The organism is Planctopirus sp. SH287, assembly GCF_056500625.1.
Map to the genome: position 1 here is coordinate 294,397 of NZ_CM151403.1, position 14,560 is coordinate 308,956.

Genomic DNA, 14,560 nt, shown 5'->3' on the forward strand with positions numbered 1-14,560 from the left:
GAGTATCTCGCCTCGTCGCGCCTGTTTCAGGGAGAACGGAACCAATGCTCAAGGCCGAATTGAGAATCCTTGTTGGTAAACATCAAGGAAAGCTGATTCCTCTTGCCGCCAAGAAGTTTCTTGTTGGCCGTGAGCAGGACTGCCATCTCAGACCGAACAGTGATCTGGTCAGCCGCCACCATTGTGTTTTTACTATCGATGATTACGCCGTCCGTTTGCGTGACTTGGGAAGCACCAACGGGACTCAGGTCAACGGTGAGAACATTCGGGGTGAAGTCATTCTGAACGAGGGAGATAAAATCTCCATTGGCAAGCTGGAACTCCAACTGCTTGTCAAAATTGATGCGACCGTTCAGGCGAATGATACTCAGTCTGGCGTTAACACCGTGAATGCCGGTGCCATGAATGCTGGGGCCGTGAATGTTAATTCGGTCGCTGAGTCGTTACGAGCTGCTGTTGGCGTCAATAACCCTCCCGCTCGCCCTGCTTCTGCGACCATTGAGTTACCAGGATTTGGTTTCGATCCCAACTCGAATGCTGCAACGGAAGATACCAGCTACGAACTTCCGGCATACAACAACGAATCGGCTCCACCCGCAGGCGATACGGCCATTGTTTATCAAGGCCTCCCTCCGATGCTGGCTCCCCCCTCCCCAGGGATGCCCATGACTCCTGCACAGGCTGGCTATCCCGCTGGCTATGGAGTTCCCGGTTATCCTGCCGCCGGCTATGGCGTGCCTCAAGGGGGAATGCCTCAGGGTGGCTATCCTCCCGCGGGTTATCCTCCGATGGCTTACCCCGGGATGCCAAATTACCCCATGCAACCGGGGTATCCTCAACCCGGATATCCACCGGCTGGCTACCCGGCAGGTTATCCGGCTGCTGCTTACCCGGCGCAACCCACGGCCTATGCTGCTCCAGCAGAGCAGCCTCCGCAGGCACAATCCAAGGTTCCCACTGCAGCAGAGATCCCGATCCGGCTCCCACCGCCAGAAGAAACGGGCGCTCAGGAAAAGCCTCCCGCACCGCCAGCTCCTGCCGGTGGCGGCCCGGCTTCAAACTCTGACAAGCCTTCAGACACAGCTGGAGATATCATCAAGCAGTACCTCAATCGACGAGGCGGCCGATAAGCTTGCAAGCCAATTACCGGAGCTTGAAACCTGACTTGAAGCTCTGGTGATTCTGGAAATGGTGCCGGAGAATTTCACTGGGGGCGATTCCGGAATTTCGAGAGAAATCGCTTGACCTTGGCTCTTAAAAAGCTGAAAACGACAGTGCGAACCACTTCTGTTGATTTCCCGTCTTTTTGCCACCGACGGAGCTTTTCCCGTGAGCAGTGCCGATGCCAATGCCGCTGAGCAACAACGCCGTTATCGGGAGTTTCTTGATTTGCTCCCTCTGACGCTCTCTCTCGCCGGGCTTCCTCACAGTGAAACGGGGAAGTATTGCACCGAGGATCAGATCGAGGTTCGCGCGTTCGCTGTTCGCCACGCCTACAAGATCGCTCGACAACTTGTCCGCGAAGCCGTCAATCGCTAGTGGTACGATCACTCTGTCCTGACAGATTGTTGAACTCGTCCGCAGGCTCGTTGGCCTGTTTATCATCCACTGCTTAACCTGTCAAATCCGAATCGAAGTTCCACTCACTATCATCGAACCACCAGGCATGATCCGCTATCGACGGACTTTGCTGGTTGAGGCCTCACTTGCTGATCATCAAGCCTTCCCTTTTAAGGGATCAAAAAGATCAAATAGATATTGCTGGCATTTTTGCTGTTCTGGTTGACGGCTTCCAGCAACCTTTCAAGCATCTCAACCAGTCTATTGCCGTGCCACGGCTTTATCTTGAGGTTTCATGCGCCGCAACGTCCTCCGCTGTCGGACTTGACCACCTGTTCAACCCCACTTTTCAACTTTGACAATGCACTATTTTCCAGCGATGTTTAATCCTGATCGAATGTTCGCCTGGATTTCATCCCGAGTCAGGCGACCATCAACATCAATGACCAGTTCTTTCTTGCGGAACAGATCGAGAGCCGGTTCGGTTTTTGTCCGATAGTCTTTCAATCGTGCGTGAATCGCGTCGTGGTTGTCATCATCTCGCTGGATGAGTTTGCCACCACAGACATCGCAAATGTCGTCCGCTGCCGGGCGGTGGAAAATCAAATTGTAATCCAGGCCACAATTGCTGCAGAGCCGGCGGGCCAGAACGCGTTCAAAGACCACTTCATCCGGAACGTCAATATGGATGACGGCGTCGATGTCGTAGCTTTCCAGAAAGAACCGGGCCTGTACGAGGTTTCTGGGAAAGCCATCGAGGATGAAGCCGTAATTCCAATCGTGCTCACCCAGACGGGCACGAATGATGTCTTCAACAGTGTCGTCAGGAACCAGTTGGCCTTCACCAATCTGCCGCTTGATCCGGGCACCCAGTTTGGTGTGTGTCTGGATATGCCAGCGGAAGATATCTCCGACGCTGATATGCACAATGTCGAGATCATTCTTAAGGAGTTTAGCCTGCGTCCCTTTGCCGCAGCCCTGAACACCCATAATGACGTACTTGTGCATGTCGATTTTCCTTCAGATCAATCTGTCAGCAAGGCAAGAGTTGCCTCTGGGAAGTCCACCGAGGCCGACGGACTTCTGTGGAGTTTGACGACTGACGGTGGCGAATTCCATGATCCTGTCAAAGAGAGTCACATCAAAACGACGCATGAAGCTGTCAGAAGTCGCTACAATCGGAAATGATGACGGCTTCTGCCACTCGCCCACTGGTCAAAATCAGGTCGTGAAGGGTGGGCACGAATGACTCCGAAAAGCCGGTTGACCATCCTGATGATCAGTGATTCGTTTTTCATAACGTTTTCCTGAGTAATTGGTTATGAAAAACGGCCTGCTGCGGGATGAGTCCGTGAGGGCATGGCGCCTTTGGACTTGAGGTTGGGATCAGGAAGGTTGTGCCACGTGAAGGTTTTTTCTGCTGACTCCTCTCAGTCCAATGTGGCCAACTTGCCACTGCGCCCCGAGTTACTCGCACCGGCTGGCAACCGTGAAGCGATTCGGGCGGCCATTGAAAATGGAGCGACGGCGGTCTATTTCGGTCTGCAATCGGGATTCAATGCCCGAGCCAGAGCGACGAACATCTCACAGGAAGAACTTTCCGAAGTGATGGCTGAGCTTCACAGCCGGGGTGTGCGCGGGTATGTGACACTCAACACATTGATTTTTTCCAACGAACTGGCTGAGTTTGAAAAAACGGTGCGTCTCTGTGCAGAGGCCAGTGTTGATGCCGTCCTGCTGCAAGATCTGGGAGCGGTTCGTCTTTGTCAGGCGATCTGTCCGGATCTTCCCATTCATGCCTCGACTCAGATGACGCTGACAAGCGCTGAATGTATCGAAGTGGCCAAACATCTGGGAATCAGCCGGGTCGTGTTGCCGCGTGAGCTTTCTATCGATGAGATCCGCAAGCTGCATGCCGCCACTCAGGTTCCTCTGGAGGCGTTTGTCCATGGAGCACTGTGCGTGGCTTATTCGGGACAATGCCTGACGAGTGAATCACTCGGCGGGCGTAGTGCTAACCGTGGCCAATGTGCGCAGGCATGCCGATTACCTTACGAAGTCATCTGTGATGGCCAGGATGTCGATCTGGGGCCGATGCGATATTTACTCAGCCCACAGGATCTGGCCGCTTATGAACTCACTCCCGAATTGATGGCTGCGGGGGTGATGTCCTTCAAGATCGAAGGCCGCTTAAAAACTCCGGAATATGTGGCGAACATCACCCGGCATTACCGCGAGGCCATCGATCAGGCGATGCAGGGGACGGTTCCCCAATGGACGGCAGATTCGCGGCGTGAAATGGAATTGAGTTTTTCCCGCGGATTTTCACCGGGTTGGCTGAAAGGCTGCGATCACAAAGAGTTGGTGCCGGGATTGTCTTCCTCCAAGCGTGGTGTGCTCGTGGGAACCGTGGTGCGAGTCGCAGCACCTCGCATCACCATTCGACTGGAAAGCCCGCTCTCTCGGGGGGATGGCATCGTTTTTGACGGCGATCGAACGACCGGCAACGAGCAAGGCGGACGCGTCTATGAACTCTTTTCGCCACGCCAGAACGGCTCATCGCAACGCCTGGAAGGGACAGTTCGCGAGGGGTTGATCGAAGCCGAATTTGCCTCTCAAGCCATTGATTTTCGTGAGATTTCCCCGGGCCAGAAACTCTGGAAGACCGATGATCCTCAACTGACGCAAGAGTTGCGAAAGACCTTCACCGGCCCTGATCCGCTCGCCAGGTTGCCACTGGATCTTCGGGTAATGGCCAAGGTTGGCCAACCATTAGCCGCCATCTTTCAAGTCACACGGCAGGATGGCACGACGGTCAGTCTTCAAGCCAGATCAGACGAGCCACTCGCTGCCGCTAACAAGCATCCCATCGAAGCCGCCAAATTACGCGAGCAGTTTGGTCGTCTGGGGCACACGCCCTTTGAGTTGCGTGAAATGGTGGCCGAGATTGAAGGCGGCCCCATGGTTCCGCTCAGTGTTCTTTCCAAGTTGCGTCAAGCAGCAATTACTCAGTTGTCAGAGGCACTGGTTCAGCCAGAGCCTCGTAAAATCGCTGAAGAACTGGTCTTGCCCGTATGGCATCAACGATTGAAAGCCGAGCGAAGCAACCAGGTTCATGAAGCCGGGGTTCGTGACGCAGGGATTCGTGATTCTGTGCCGCAATTGCTGGCATTAGTACGAAGTCTTGACCAATTGGAACAGTTGACCCACGACTCGCTTGTTGAAGTCTATGTTGATTTCGCGGATATCCGGCACTATCGCCAGGCGGCGGAATGGGGGCAAACTCATGGGAAGCGAGTCTGGCTGGCAACGCCACGAATTCAAAAGCCGGGTGAGTATCCTCTCTTTCAGGCAATGGCCAGGCATGGCGCCCATGGTTTTCTGGTGCGGAATCTGGCGGGGCTGGAATTTTGCCGGAAAGAGAACCTGCCGTTTGTCGTCGACTTCTCGTTAAATTGTGCGAATGAACTGACGGCTGAGTATCTGGCCAGTCAGGGGCCGGAGCGAATCACGGTTTCTTATGATCTCAATCGCGAGCAACTGCTTGATCTTGTCAGGGAGACCAACCCCAGCCTGCTGGAAGTTGTGATTCACCAGCAGATGCCCATGTTCCATATGGAGCATTGCGTCTTCTGTGCGGTTTTATCACCGGGGACAAACAAGACGAACTGCGGGAGGCCGTGTGATACTCATGTGGTGGAACTGCGAGATCGTGTGGGCATGCAGCATCCATTGACAGCCGATGTGGGGTGTCGAAATACGCTGTTTAACGCGCAGCCTCAAAGTGCGGCAGAGGTTGTCCCCGAGCTACTCACGCGAGGTGTGAAGAACTTTCGCGTCGAATTTTTGAACCAGCCTGCCAATGAAATTCGCCGCACGTTGAGTGAGTATCGCGCTCTGCTGGCAGGCGAACGACAGGGCCGTGATGTCTGGCAAGCACTGAGCGCCAGCAACCGCGTGGGCGTGACGCGCGGGACACTCGAAGAACGCCGCAATCCTCTGGCCATCCTCTGATTGGTAATGGCTTCTGGAAGGGTGAACTTTGTGGGATTGACCGGAGAATTCAAACCGACACAGCGAGTCGGCCTGACTGCCGCGTGAGCCGAAATTCGCTTGACTGGGGAACCTGGTCTCCAGTGACCAACTGGCAAACCTTGTAAAAATCAAAAACGAAATCCGCTTTGAAATTGATCCATCAGTTCACCATTCAGGATTGCACTCTGACTTGTGGCGAGAAATGTTTCTGTTACCATTCAAATGGACTGCCAAGTCATTCGCCTCCGTAGCTCAGCTGGCAGAGCGACGCTTTCGTAAAGCGTAGGTCGCTGGTTCGAATCCAGTTGGAGGCTTTCTTCTAACTCCTGCCGAACGCAAGACTTCGCGTACCTGCCTGTTCTCTGTGAATGACTTGCAGTGCGGATCGCTTCCCTTAAAAAGTGTCAATACGACCACTTTCGTGGGATCCTCGAGGATCCCACGATGCCTAATACGAATCGCGACTTGAAATAGCGTGTTGATGATCTCAAAAGCATGCTTGCCCAAAGCTGCTGCAAGCATGGCGCACAGAGCGCTATTTCAAATTGGAATGCGTATTATTGCCTGGCAGGTCATTCCCGGTTGTTGACAACAACGTTTTGTTGCTGACGACTTGCGGCTTATGGGCGAGCTTCGACGTCATCGGCTTTTCTTTCGCCGACCTTTTCGATCTGGTCAGCCCGCTTTTCACCAGCTTTTTCCAGGGCATCGGCGTGTTCTTCGGCCGATTCTGTTTTAGCCGCCCCTGTTACGGTCTTGCCAGCCTGGTTACGAACGGCGTCAGCGGCGCTGTTGGCATCGTTACGCGTATCGTTGGCTGCGCGGTTGGTTTCATGGCGAATCAAATCGGCTTGTTGTTGCCGTGGGCTGTCGCTGCAACCCACCAGTGCTGCGGAAACCCCTAAAGCCAGCACACTGCAAAGTAGGCTCTTCATCGTAGTCTCTCCCTTGAAAAAATCAGCTTCCCTTGACCCCTCTGAAACAGCCACCAAGACGCTTGGCAGATGATGATGAACAGTGATGTTCAGACAACCGAGGTGATCAGCGGGTTATTGTTGGAAGAGTGATAGGCAAAGAGCGTGCCACCCGTGTTTCTGTCGAATTTCCGTGATTTTTATCACAGCGTTGATTGGTCACCGACCAGATCGTTCACTCTCGACACGATTTTTCCTCTTCCGCGGCTGGCCAGTGTTCAATCGACGCCTGAAAGAGAAGGGAGAGGCTGAATAATTGGGAAAAGCCGTAAAATGGCTCTGGGTTCCCAATAAGATTGACAGTTCCGAAGGGGTTGGGATAAATTACCATCCAGCTGGTGATTGTTCTATTGGGATCTGAAAGCGGTTTCGCCCATGAAGTTATCGAGGAAATCCGATTATGCGCTCAGGGCGCTCGTCACGCTGACGCAAAAAAAGCGTGAAGGGGGGCCACCGACCCCTGTCCGCGAGCTTGCCAAAATTAATGATATCCCGCGGCGGTTCCTGGAAATGATCATGCTGGAACTGAAAGCGGCGGGTTGGGTGACCAGTGTTGCCGGCCGGGATGGCGGGTTTCATCTGGCGGTTGCTCCCGAACAACTTTCGATGGGTCAAGTGGTGCGGCTGTTTGATGGAACTCTCGCTCCGCTTCCTTGTGTCTCAGTGACTCATAATGAAATTTGTTCTCAGGAGTCGCATTGTCGATTCCGGCGTGTGCTCCTGGATATTCGTAATTACACGGCTAAACGCATGGATCAGGCGACCTTACAGGCGGTAGTCAACTCGACACCCGTGGCCCGCGATGAAGTTTTTGCCGTCGGGTTTCATGGTGGGGATGGCATCTGACCTATTCTTCGGCTTGATCCCAACGTTGTCCCGATCGCTCCGTGCTCAATGATCATTGGCTTCTTCTTTGGCTCAGGATTTCTCATGACATCACGACTGCCCCTGCTGCTCTCTCTTGTGCTGGTAGCTGGGCTTTGCACATTGTCCGTTGTGGGTTGCCAGACCAAGTCTGATGGCAGCGTGGAGCTTCTTCATGTCTCCTATGACGTCACTCGGGAAATCTGCCGTGATGTGAATGATCGTTTCATTAAGCAGTATGAGGCGAAAACGGGTAAACCTCTCACGATCAATCAATCTCATGGTGGATCATCGAGTCAGGCTCGTTCCGTGATTGATGGTTTGAAAGCTGACGTGGTCTCTCTGGCCCTCTGGCTGGATATCAACGCCATCAGCAAATCAGGACTGATTGAACCTGGTTGGGAAAGCCGTCTTCCGAATGAGTCTATCCCTTATTACTCGACGGTTGTTTTTGTGGTGCGAAAAGGGAATCCCAAGAACATCAAGGACTGGCCTGACCTGATTAGGGAAGGGGTGGAGGTGATCACGCCCAACCCGAAAACCTCGGGGAATGGGAAGCTCAGTTTTCTGGCCGCCTGGGGGAGTGTGACCTCACGTGGTGGGTCTGAAGAAGATGCCAAAGCCTACGTTTCAACGCTTTATCAACATGTCCCTGTGCTGGAATCCGGTGGGCGGGGAGCCACGACGACCTTCCTGAACAAGAAGATTGGTGACGTTCAGCTTGCCTGGGAAAATGAAGGGCATCTGGCGGTCAAGGAAAGCAAGGGCGACGTTGAGATTGTGTACCCTCCTCTGAGTATCAAGGCCGAACCTGTGGCGGCTGTTGTCACGACTTATGCCAAGAAAAAAGGAACGACTCAAGTCGCTGAAGACTATCTCAAGTTCTACTTTGATCCAGAAATTCAAAAGCTGATTGCCGAGAGCTACTTTCGTCCCAGTGATCCAGCGGTTCAGGAAGAATTCAAAGACAAGTTTCCTCCAATTCAGCTTTTCCGGGTGACGGATATCACCACAGGTTGGGAAGACGCTCAGTCAAAGTTCTTTAGCGAAGGCGCCATTTTCGATCGTCTTTCGAGACAAGCGGCTCATTAAGTTGCGTGGCGGTCTGTAAACTGCGTCGCTGCTTGTGTACTCATTTGTTTTCTCGCTAGCAGCACAGTGTGTCATCAAGTATCGATGTCAAAAAGTATCAATATCAAATTTTCCGCTCTGTCGAGGGGCCTCAAGTTTCATGTTTTCTTCACGTCAACGTCGTGTTCTGCCGGGGCTGGGCCTGAGCCTGGGCTATTCTCTGACGGTGCTGACGTTACTACTGTTGATTCCACTGGCGGCCTGTTTTGCCAAAGCCGCCACGCTGACGCCGTCTCAATTTTTTGCAGCGGCCTGGAGTGAACGTGCTCAGTCCGCTTACTTCGTCACTTTTTTCTGCTCGTTCATCGCAGCGATCATTGATTCAATACTGGGTGTGATTCTGGCCTGGGTGCTTGTCCGTTACGATTTTTTTGGCAAACGCGTCATTGATTCTCTGCTGGATCTGCCCTTTGCCTTGCCGACGGCCGTCGCTGGTCTGGTTTATTCAAACCTGTATGCCAAGAACGGTTGGTTTGGGACATGGCTGACTCCCTGGGGGATCGAAGTCTCCTTTACTCAACTGGGGATTATCCTGGTGCTGGTCTTTGTGGGGCTTCCCTTTGTTGTCCGTACTGTGCAGCCCTTGCTGGAAACGCTGGATAATGATCTGGAAGACGCCAGCGAGCTGATGGGAGCGACCCGCTGGCAGACACTTTCCATGGTGATATTCCCTGCGATTCAGCCGGCCTTGCTGACAGGCTTTGCCTTGACGTTTGCCCGGGCGATTGGCGAGTTCGGTTCGGTCGTTTTCATTTCAGGAAACAAGCAATACAAGACGGAAATCGCACCGTTTCTGATTGTTTCGCGGCTGGAAGAATACGCCTATGCCGAAGCCACGGCTGTGGCTGTTGTTTTGATCGTGATCTCGTTAATTCTGCTTTTGATTATCAACGGACTCGAACGATGGAACCGTCGCTATGACTGATCCCGCACATCGCGGCTTCAGCCGCTCGCGAGAACCTGCCTGGCTGCGCTGGCTCTTGATCGGGGCTGTGTACCTGATCGTGCTGGTGCTCATCATCATTCCGGTTTTCCAGGTCTTCAGTATCGCGTTTTCGGCTGGTATTGAGATGTTCCTGCAGAAGGCGTTGTTCGACCATGACTCGCTCCACGCGATGTGGATGACGTTTCTGGTGACGACCGTTTCCGTGGTGATCAACATCTTCTTCGGGGTTGCGCTGGCCTGGGCTGTTGCGCGTTTCAAGTTTCCTGGTCGAACGCTGTTGATTTCCATGGTGGATCTGCCCTTTGCCATTTCTCCCGTGGCAGTGGGCCTGATGTTCATGCTGCTGTTTGGTCGGCAGGGATTCTTCGGCAGCACGCTCGATGAATGGGGTATTGAGATTGTCTTTGCGACGCCGGGACTGATCCTCGCCACCACGTTCGTGACGCTGCCGTTCATTGCCCGCGAACTGATTCCTGTGATGGAGGCCATCGGGCCGGATGAAGAACTTGCCGCCATCACGATGGGGGCTTCCGGCTGGCAGATGTTCTGGATGATTACGTTGCCTAACATTCGCTGGGCGTTACTTTATGGCGTGATTCTTTGCACGGCACGAGCCATGGGAGAATATGGTGCCGTTTCGGTGGTCTCGGGGAAGATTGCGGGGATGACCGAAACGATGCCGCTGCGAGTTGACAAATTATTTAACGAACACGATGAGCAGGGAGCGTTTGCGATTGCTTCGATTCTGACGCTTTTTTCGCTCGTCACGCTGGCCTCTAAAGCGGCACTGGAACATTGGGTTTTGGCCTCGATCAAGAAGCCCGATGCTGATGAACTTTAGCAGTCTCAGGCCATCCGACATTCACGTGTGACCCGCTCACAGAGATTATTGAAACAGCCCGGAATCCCGCGCATGTCTATTCGTGTTGAACAAGTCTCCAAACGATTCGGCAGTTTTACCGCTCTGGATCGACTGACCGTCGAAGCCAAAGGGGGGGAACTTCTGGCCCTGCTCGGCCCCAGTGGCTCTGGGAAGACGACGCTCCTGCGCATTATTGCCGGGCTGGAGCATGCCGATGAAGGTGTCGTGCGCTATGAAGAAGAAGATGTCACTGGTCGCCATCCCCGGCAGCGCGGCGTGGGCTTTGTCTTTCAGCATTACGCCCTCTTTCGCCATATGACCGTGTTCGAGAATGTTGGTTTCGGCCTGCGAATTCGTAAAGATGATAAAGCCACCATTAAAACCCGTGTCAGAGAACTTCTTCATCTCGTGCGACTGGAAGGGTTGGAAAACCGTTATCCCGCTCAGCTTTCCGGTGGTCAGCGCCAGCGCGTGGCGTTAGCTCGTGCGTTAGCCGTACAGCCCAAAGTTCTGCTATTAGATGAGCCTTTTGGTGCGCTTGACGCGAAGGTGCGTCAGGAACTCAGGCAGTGGCTGCGCCAGTTGCACGACGAGTTGCCGATCACGACCATTTTCGTGACCCACGATCAGGAAGAAGCCTTTGAAGTCGCTGACCGTGTGGTGGTGATGCGTGCGGGGAAGATTGAGCAGGTGGGGTCACCACAAGAGGTCTTCGATCATCCCGCCAACCCGTTTGTCATGGATTTTCTGGGACATGTGAACGTCTTTCACGGGCGGGTTCATGAAGGAAAGATGGTGGCTGGCGGAATTGAGTTTTCTGCACCTGAGGACTCTGCCAACGCCCCGCATGCGACGGCTTATGTCAGGCCGCATGATGTTGATCTTTCGCGTATTCCTGAAAGCACCGAATCGATTCGGGTGAAGGTGCTTCAGATCAATCCTGCCGGGGCGGTGGCTCGCGTTCGTTGCCATTCGGAGGAATTTGGCATTACGCTCCAGATCGACCTCAGCCGGGATCGCTATCTGGCTTTGAAACCAGTAGCTGGTGAAGAACTCTTCGCCTCGCCTCGCCATGCCCGGATCTTTGCCCCGAAGGAAGATTATTCGATCTAGGGGAATCAAAACCGGCAGACAAGTAGGGCAGGCTCCCGCCTGCCTTTCCAGCAGGAAGTCATTCAGGAAGGCAGGCGGGAGCCTGCCCTACTTTTGCTCGAAGTCTGTTATACTGCGGACACGAAAACAATCCGGCCCTCGATTAGCTATTGATTCTGTGTATGTTGCCTCGCATTTACGAAAAATCGCCCGAAGATCTGGTTGCCTGGTGTCAGCAACAGGGGTTGCCTGCCTATCGAGCCAGCCAGATTCAGCAGCAGATTTTCCAGAATCGTGTCAGTCAATTTGCCGAGATGACCAACCTGCCAAGCCGTTTACGCGAGCAGTTGACGCAGGAGTTCTCGCTCTTTCCCGGTGAGATTGTCGCCCATCAAGTCGCCCGGGATCGAACTGAAAAGCTCCTGATCGAACTTCATGATGGTTCGCTCGTTGAGTGCGTGCTGATGCGGGAAGACGACCGGCGCACGATCTGTATCAGCACTCAGGTTGGCTGTGGGATGGGTTGCGTTTTCTGCGCCAGTGGCCTGCTGGGGTTGAAGCGAAACCTGACGACGGGCGAAATTCTGGAACAAGTCCTGCGTCTCGACCGATTGCTGCCAGCCGACGAAAAGCTGACGAACGTGGTTGTGATGGGGATGGGCGAGCCACTGGCGAACCTGAAAAATCTGCTGCCGGCTCTGGATCGTTTAACCGCTGCGGATGGGTTGGGATTGGGTGCTCGCCGGATTACGGTCTCCACTGTGGGCTTGCCTGAGAAAATTCGTGAGCTGGCCCGTTCGGGGCATCAATTCAATCTGGCCGTGTCGTTGCATGCTCCAGAAGCCGAGTTGCGAACCAAGCTCGTTCCTGTCAACAAGAACATCGGGATCGAGGCTGTCCTTGATGCTGCCGACGACTATTTTGAAGTGACGGGCCGCCGTGTCAGCTATGAATATGTATTGCTGGGAAGCATTAACGATCTCCCGGAACACGCCCGGCAACTCGGGCATCTTCTGAAATCACGCATCGCCCATGTCAATTTGATCCCCATGAACGGGGTGAAGGAACTTCCCTTCGCAGAGCCATCAGATCCTCGCACGAATGAGTTCGTTTCGATTTTGGAATCGTTTGGTGTCCCGGTGACTGTTCGCAAGCGAAAAGGGGCCGATATCGACGCCGCCTGCGGTCAACTTCGGATGAAACGGGAACAACAGAACGCCAATGGTGTTCAACTTGTCCCGCTGACCAACACCACCACTTCAGCGTGATTATTCATGCTATCAGTTGAACGGCATGCAGGCGCCTGCCCTACTTGACTTGAAATGGCGCGTTGACGATCGCAAAAACATGCTTGCCCAAAGCTGCAAGCACGGCACACAGATCGCTCTTTCCAATGGGAATGCGTATGAGGGCTTATTATACTGCCCGCGGCGAGTAATGATTCATTCATCACCTCATTCATGCCGCGAGGCAGAACGCCTCACTTTTGACCGGGCACGGTCTAAGCCGCTTCGACGGACTCTGCATCCAGGCAGGCCATCAAATGATAGAGCTGTTGAGATTCGCACTTGGCGATGTAATCAGCCGGCATATTGGCCATGGTGGCTGAGTCCCATTCGATCACATATTTTTCCGCAGGAGCTTTGCCCGTAACTTCCACCACGGTTCCACTCCAGCCTGCGAGCAGGATTTCCGGAAATTCTGGTGATGTGACTTCAGCCTTCACTCGAACTTTGCGGCCAGTCGCGTCGTTTGCCGATTTCTTCTTTGCCATCGCGTGCGTACTGCCCTGTTGCCAAGAGGTGATTGATCCCCACGATGGGACATCGTTACGGGAGTTTCCGACGTTAAAACGTTTCCGCCTTAACGTTCACACATAAGAAACGCTGACACCTAAGAACGGTAGCGGACGGCGATTTATGAAATCAAGCGTTGTCGTGAACTCACTCCCAGGAAATTCATGGGATGATCCCCGCTCAAGGACGGCCCAGTGAGTTCATCCCATCTGGTATAACAGGCCCGAATCCCCTTGGGATCCCTTAAAAAGCCGTCCTTAAGGTGGCGAGAGAGCACTTGTCAGACCAGCATATTGCTCCTCAGAATGTTTTTGATGATTTTTCTCAATTTGCGACAAAAAGTCTCCTAATCCAGTGATGAGGTTCCGCATGGCCGAAGTCTCGGCAGACATTGAAAGTCTCACAGACACGCGGGAACAACGTGGCTTGAACCAGCCGCTTGTTGTGGCTGTCATGCCGGCCTATAACGCGGCCGCCACTCTGGAACGGACGGTCGCCGACATTCCTGCTGGCAGCGTTCAGCGGGTGATTCTGGTTGACGATTGCAGCAAAGACAACACGGTCGAAGTGGCCCGGCGGCTTGGTCTGGAAGTGATTCAGCACACTGTTAATCAAGGGTATGGCGGCAACCAGAAGACCTGCTACGCCCGTGCTCTGGAACTGGGGGCTGAGTACATTGTGATGATTCATCCCGATTACCAATATGACAGCCGGGTGATTCCTGCCGCGATCGACTTTCTCAAGCTGGGGATCTGTGATGTGGTTCTTGGCTCGCGCATCCGCACCCGCAGAGAGGCGCTCGCCGGTGGGATGCCTGTTTACAAGTATGTCTTCAACCGCATGTTGACGCTGATTGAGAACATCACTTTGGGGCAGAATCTGGGGGACTTTCACAGTGGTTTTCGCGCCTACCGCCGTGAAGTGCTGGAGAAGATCCCTTATGAGAAAAATTCCAACGACTTCGTGTTCGACAGCCAGTTTCTCGCTCAATCGGTCTGGTTTGAGTTCAAACTGGGAGACATTCCCGTCCCAGTTCGTTATTTCGACGAAGCCTCGAGCATCAATTTTCGCCGTAGCGTGACTTATGGTTTGCGAACACTTCAGGTGCTGGTGCTTTTCACAGCCTGCAAGCTACGGCTGTGGAAATCCCCCCTCTTTGAAGCAAAGCCGCCGGGTTAATGCCAAATACCGCCTTTTTGCCCATCTTCTTTATTCCTTCTGTCTTGTGGAGGTGAAGCCGTTGCGTGTCCACAATTTTCCCTGCTTCATGGGTCTGTCTTCCCCTCGATGGTATTTTTCG

General features: G+C 53.7%; 14 protein-coding genes and 1 tRNA gene. 12 read left to right on the plus strand and 3 right to left on the minus strand.

Going from position 1 to position 14,560, the window contains the following annotated elements; genetic code table 11:
* Positions 1–44: 44 nt before the first annotated feature.
* The 3 genes from SH287x_RS01040 (at position 45) to SH287x_RS01050 (ending at position 1,919) form a co-directional block, all read left to right on the plus strand.
* Positions 45–1,130 (plus strand): FHA domain-containing protein, encoded by a 1,086-nt coding sequence (locus SH287x_RS01040; protein WP_479516567.1) that lies wholly within the window; start codon positions 45–47, stop codon positions 1,128–1,130.
* Between the two features lie 199 nt (positions 1,131–1,329).
* A complete protein-coding gene (locus SH287x_RS01045) occupies positions 1,330–1,539 on the plus strand; it encodes a hypothetical protein (protein WP_479516569.1) in 210 nt (69 codons plus the stop codon).
* A 167-nt stretch (positions 1,540–1,706) separates the two neighbouring features.
* A complete protein-coding gene (locus SH287x_RS01050; protein ID WP_479516571.1) occupies positions 1,707–1,919 on the plus strand; it encodes a hypothetical protein in 213 nt (70 codons plus the stop codon).
* Positions 1,920–1,926: 7 nt separating this feature from the next.
* Here the strand turns inward: SH287x_RS01050 and SH287x_RS01055 are convergent, their stop codons facing one another.
* The gene (locus SH287x_RS01055) at positions 1,927–2,568 is read right to left on the minus strand and encodes an adenylate kinase family protein (RefSeq protein ID WP_479516573.1); all 642 of its coding nucleotides are present in this window, start codon (positions 2,566–2,568) and stop codon (positions 1,927–1,929) included.
* Positions 2,569–2,964: 396 nt separating this feature from the next.
* Between SH287x_RS01055 and SH287x_RS01060 the strand changes: the two genes are divergently transcribed.
* Entirely contained in the window at positions 2,965–5,574 is a 2,610-nt protein-coding gene (locus SH287x_RS01060) for a U32 family peptidase (protein WP_479516575.1), read from the plus strand.
* A 262-nt stretch (positions 5,575–5,836) separates the two neighbouring features.
* A tRNA-Thr gene (locus SH287x_RS01065) sits at positions 5,837–5,909 on the plus strand.
* A 306-nt stretch (positions 5,910–6,215) separates the two neighbouring features.
* On the opposite strand, the gene SH287x_RS01070 is transcribed toward SH287x_RS01065, so the two are convergent.
* Positions 6,216–6,530, minus strand: coding sequence for a hypothetical protein (locus tag SH287x_RS01070; RefSeq protein WP_479516577.1), 315 nt, complete (start codon positions 6,528–6,530; stop codon positions 6,216–6,218).
* A gap of 414 nt (positions 6,531–6,944) precedes the next feature.
* Between SH287x_RS01070 and SH287x_RS01075 the strand changes: the two genes are divergently transcribed.
* From SH287x_RS01075 to rlmN, 6 genes are all read left to right on the plus strand, one after another.
* Positions 6,945–7,415, plus strand: a complete 471-nt coding sequence (locus SH287x_RS01075) for an RrF2 family transcriptional regulator (protein ID WP_479516579.1) — start codon at positions 6,945–6,947, stop codon at positions 7,413–7,415.
* 84 nt (positions 7,416–7,499) lie between these two features.
* Positions 7,500–8,525, plus strand: coding sequence for a sulfate ABC transporter substrate-binding protein (locus SH287x_RS01080; RefSeq protein WP_479516581.1), 1,026 nt, complete (start codon positions 7,500–7,502; stop codon positions 8,523–8,525).
* Positions 8,526–8,664: 139 nt separating this feature from the next.
* Positions 8,665–9,489, plus strand: coding sequence for a sulfate ABC transporter permease subunit CysT (cysT, locus tag SH287x_RS01085; protein ID WP_479516583.1), 825 nt, complete (start codon positions 8,665–8,667; stop codon positions 9,487–9,489).
* Positions 9,482–10,351, plus strand: a complete 870-nt coding sequence (gene cysW, locus SH287x_RS01090) for a sulfate ABC transporter permease subunit CysW (protein WP_479516585.1) — start codon at positions 9,482–9,484, stop codon at positions 10,349–10,351. The genes cysT and cysW overlap by 8 nt, the downstream gene beginning before the upstream one ends.
* A 72-nt stretch (positions 10,352–10,423) precedes the next feature.
* Positions 10,424–11,485 carry a sulfate/molybdate ABC transporter ATP-binding protein gene (locus tag SH287x_RS01095; RefSeq protein ID WP_479516587.1) on the plus strand — a complete coding sequence of 354 codons (1,062 nt, stop codon included), beginning with the start codon at positions 10,424–10,426 and terminating at the stop codon, positions 11,483–11,485.
* A 161-nt stretch (positions 11,486–11,646) separates the two neighbouring features.
* Complete coding sequence (rlmN, locus tag SH287x_RS01100) at positions 11,647–12,732, plus strand: dual-specificity RNA methyltransferase RlmN (RefSeq protein WP_479516589.1); 1,086 nt, start codon at positions 11,647–11,649, stop codon at positions 12,730–12,732.
* A 233-nt stretch (positions 12,733–12,965) separates the two neighbouring features.
* Here rlmN and SH287x_RS01105 read toward each other — a convergent pair whose 3' ends face one another.
* Positions 12,966–13,238, minus strand: a complete 273-nt coding sequence (locus SH287x_RS01105; protein ID WP_479516591.1) for a hypothetical protein — start codon at positions 13,236–13,238, stop codon at positions 12,966–12,968.
* 475 nt (positions 13,239–13,713) lie between these two features.
* On the opposite strand from SH287x_RS01105, the gene SH287x_RS01110 reads away from it, so the two are divergent.
* Positions 13,714–14,439: a glycosyltransferase family 2 protein gene (locus SH287x_RS01110; RefSeq protein WP_479518753.1), complete on the plus strand. Its 726-nt coding sequence runs from the start codon at positions 13,714–13,716 to the stop codon at positions 14,437–14,439.
* Positions 14,440–14,560 lie beyond the last annotated feature (121 nt).

Coding starts and splice junctions, on each gene's coding strand:
- SH287x_RS01095 (WP_479516587.1), top strand. CDS start 10,424: ATGTCTATTCGTGTTGAACAAGTCTCCAAACGATTCGGCAGTTTTACC.
- SH287x_RS01080 (WP_479516581.1), top strand. CDS start 7,500: ATGACATCACGACTGCCCCTGCTGCTCTCTCTTGTGCTGGTAGCTGGG.
- SH287x_RS01075 (WP_479516579.1), top strand. CDS start 6,945: ATGAAGTTATCGAGGAAATCCGATTATGCGCTCAGGGCGCTCGTCACG.
- SH287x_RS01105 (WP_479516591.1), bottom strand. CDS start 13,238: ATGGCAAAGAAGAAATCGGCAAACGACGCGACTGGCCGCAAAGTTCGA.
- SH287x_RS01040 (WP_479516567.1), top strand. CDS start 45: ATGCTCAAGGCCGAATTGAGAATCCTTGTTGGTAAACATCAAGGAAAG.
- SH287x_RS01110 (WP_479518753.1), top strand. CDS start 13,714: ATGCCGGCCTATAACGCGGCCGCCACTCTGGAACGGACGGTCGCCGAC.
- SH287x_RS01070 (WP_479516577.1), bottom strand. CDS start 6,530: ATGAAGAGCCTACTTTGCAGTGTGCTGGCTTTAGGGGTTTCCGCAGCA.
- SH287x_RS01055 (WP_479516573.1), bottom strand. CDS start 2,568: ATGCACAAGTACGTCATTATGGGTGTTCAGGGCTGCGGCAAAGGGACG.
- cysT (WP_479516583.1), top strand. CDS start 8,665: ATGTTTTCTTCACGTCAACGTCGTGTTCTGCCGGGGCTGGGCCTGAGC.
- rlmN (WP_479516589.1), top strand. CDS start 11,647: ATGTTGCCTCGCATTTACGAAAAATCGCCCGAAGATCTGGTTGCCTGG.
- cysW (WP_479516585.1), top strand. CDS start 9,482: ATGACTGATCCCGCACATCGCGGCTTCAGCCGCTCGCGAGAACCTGCC.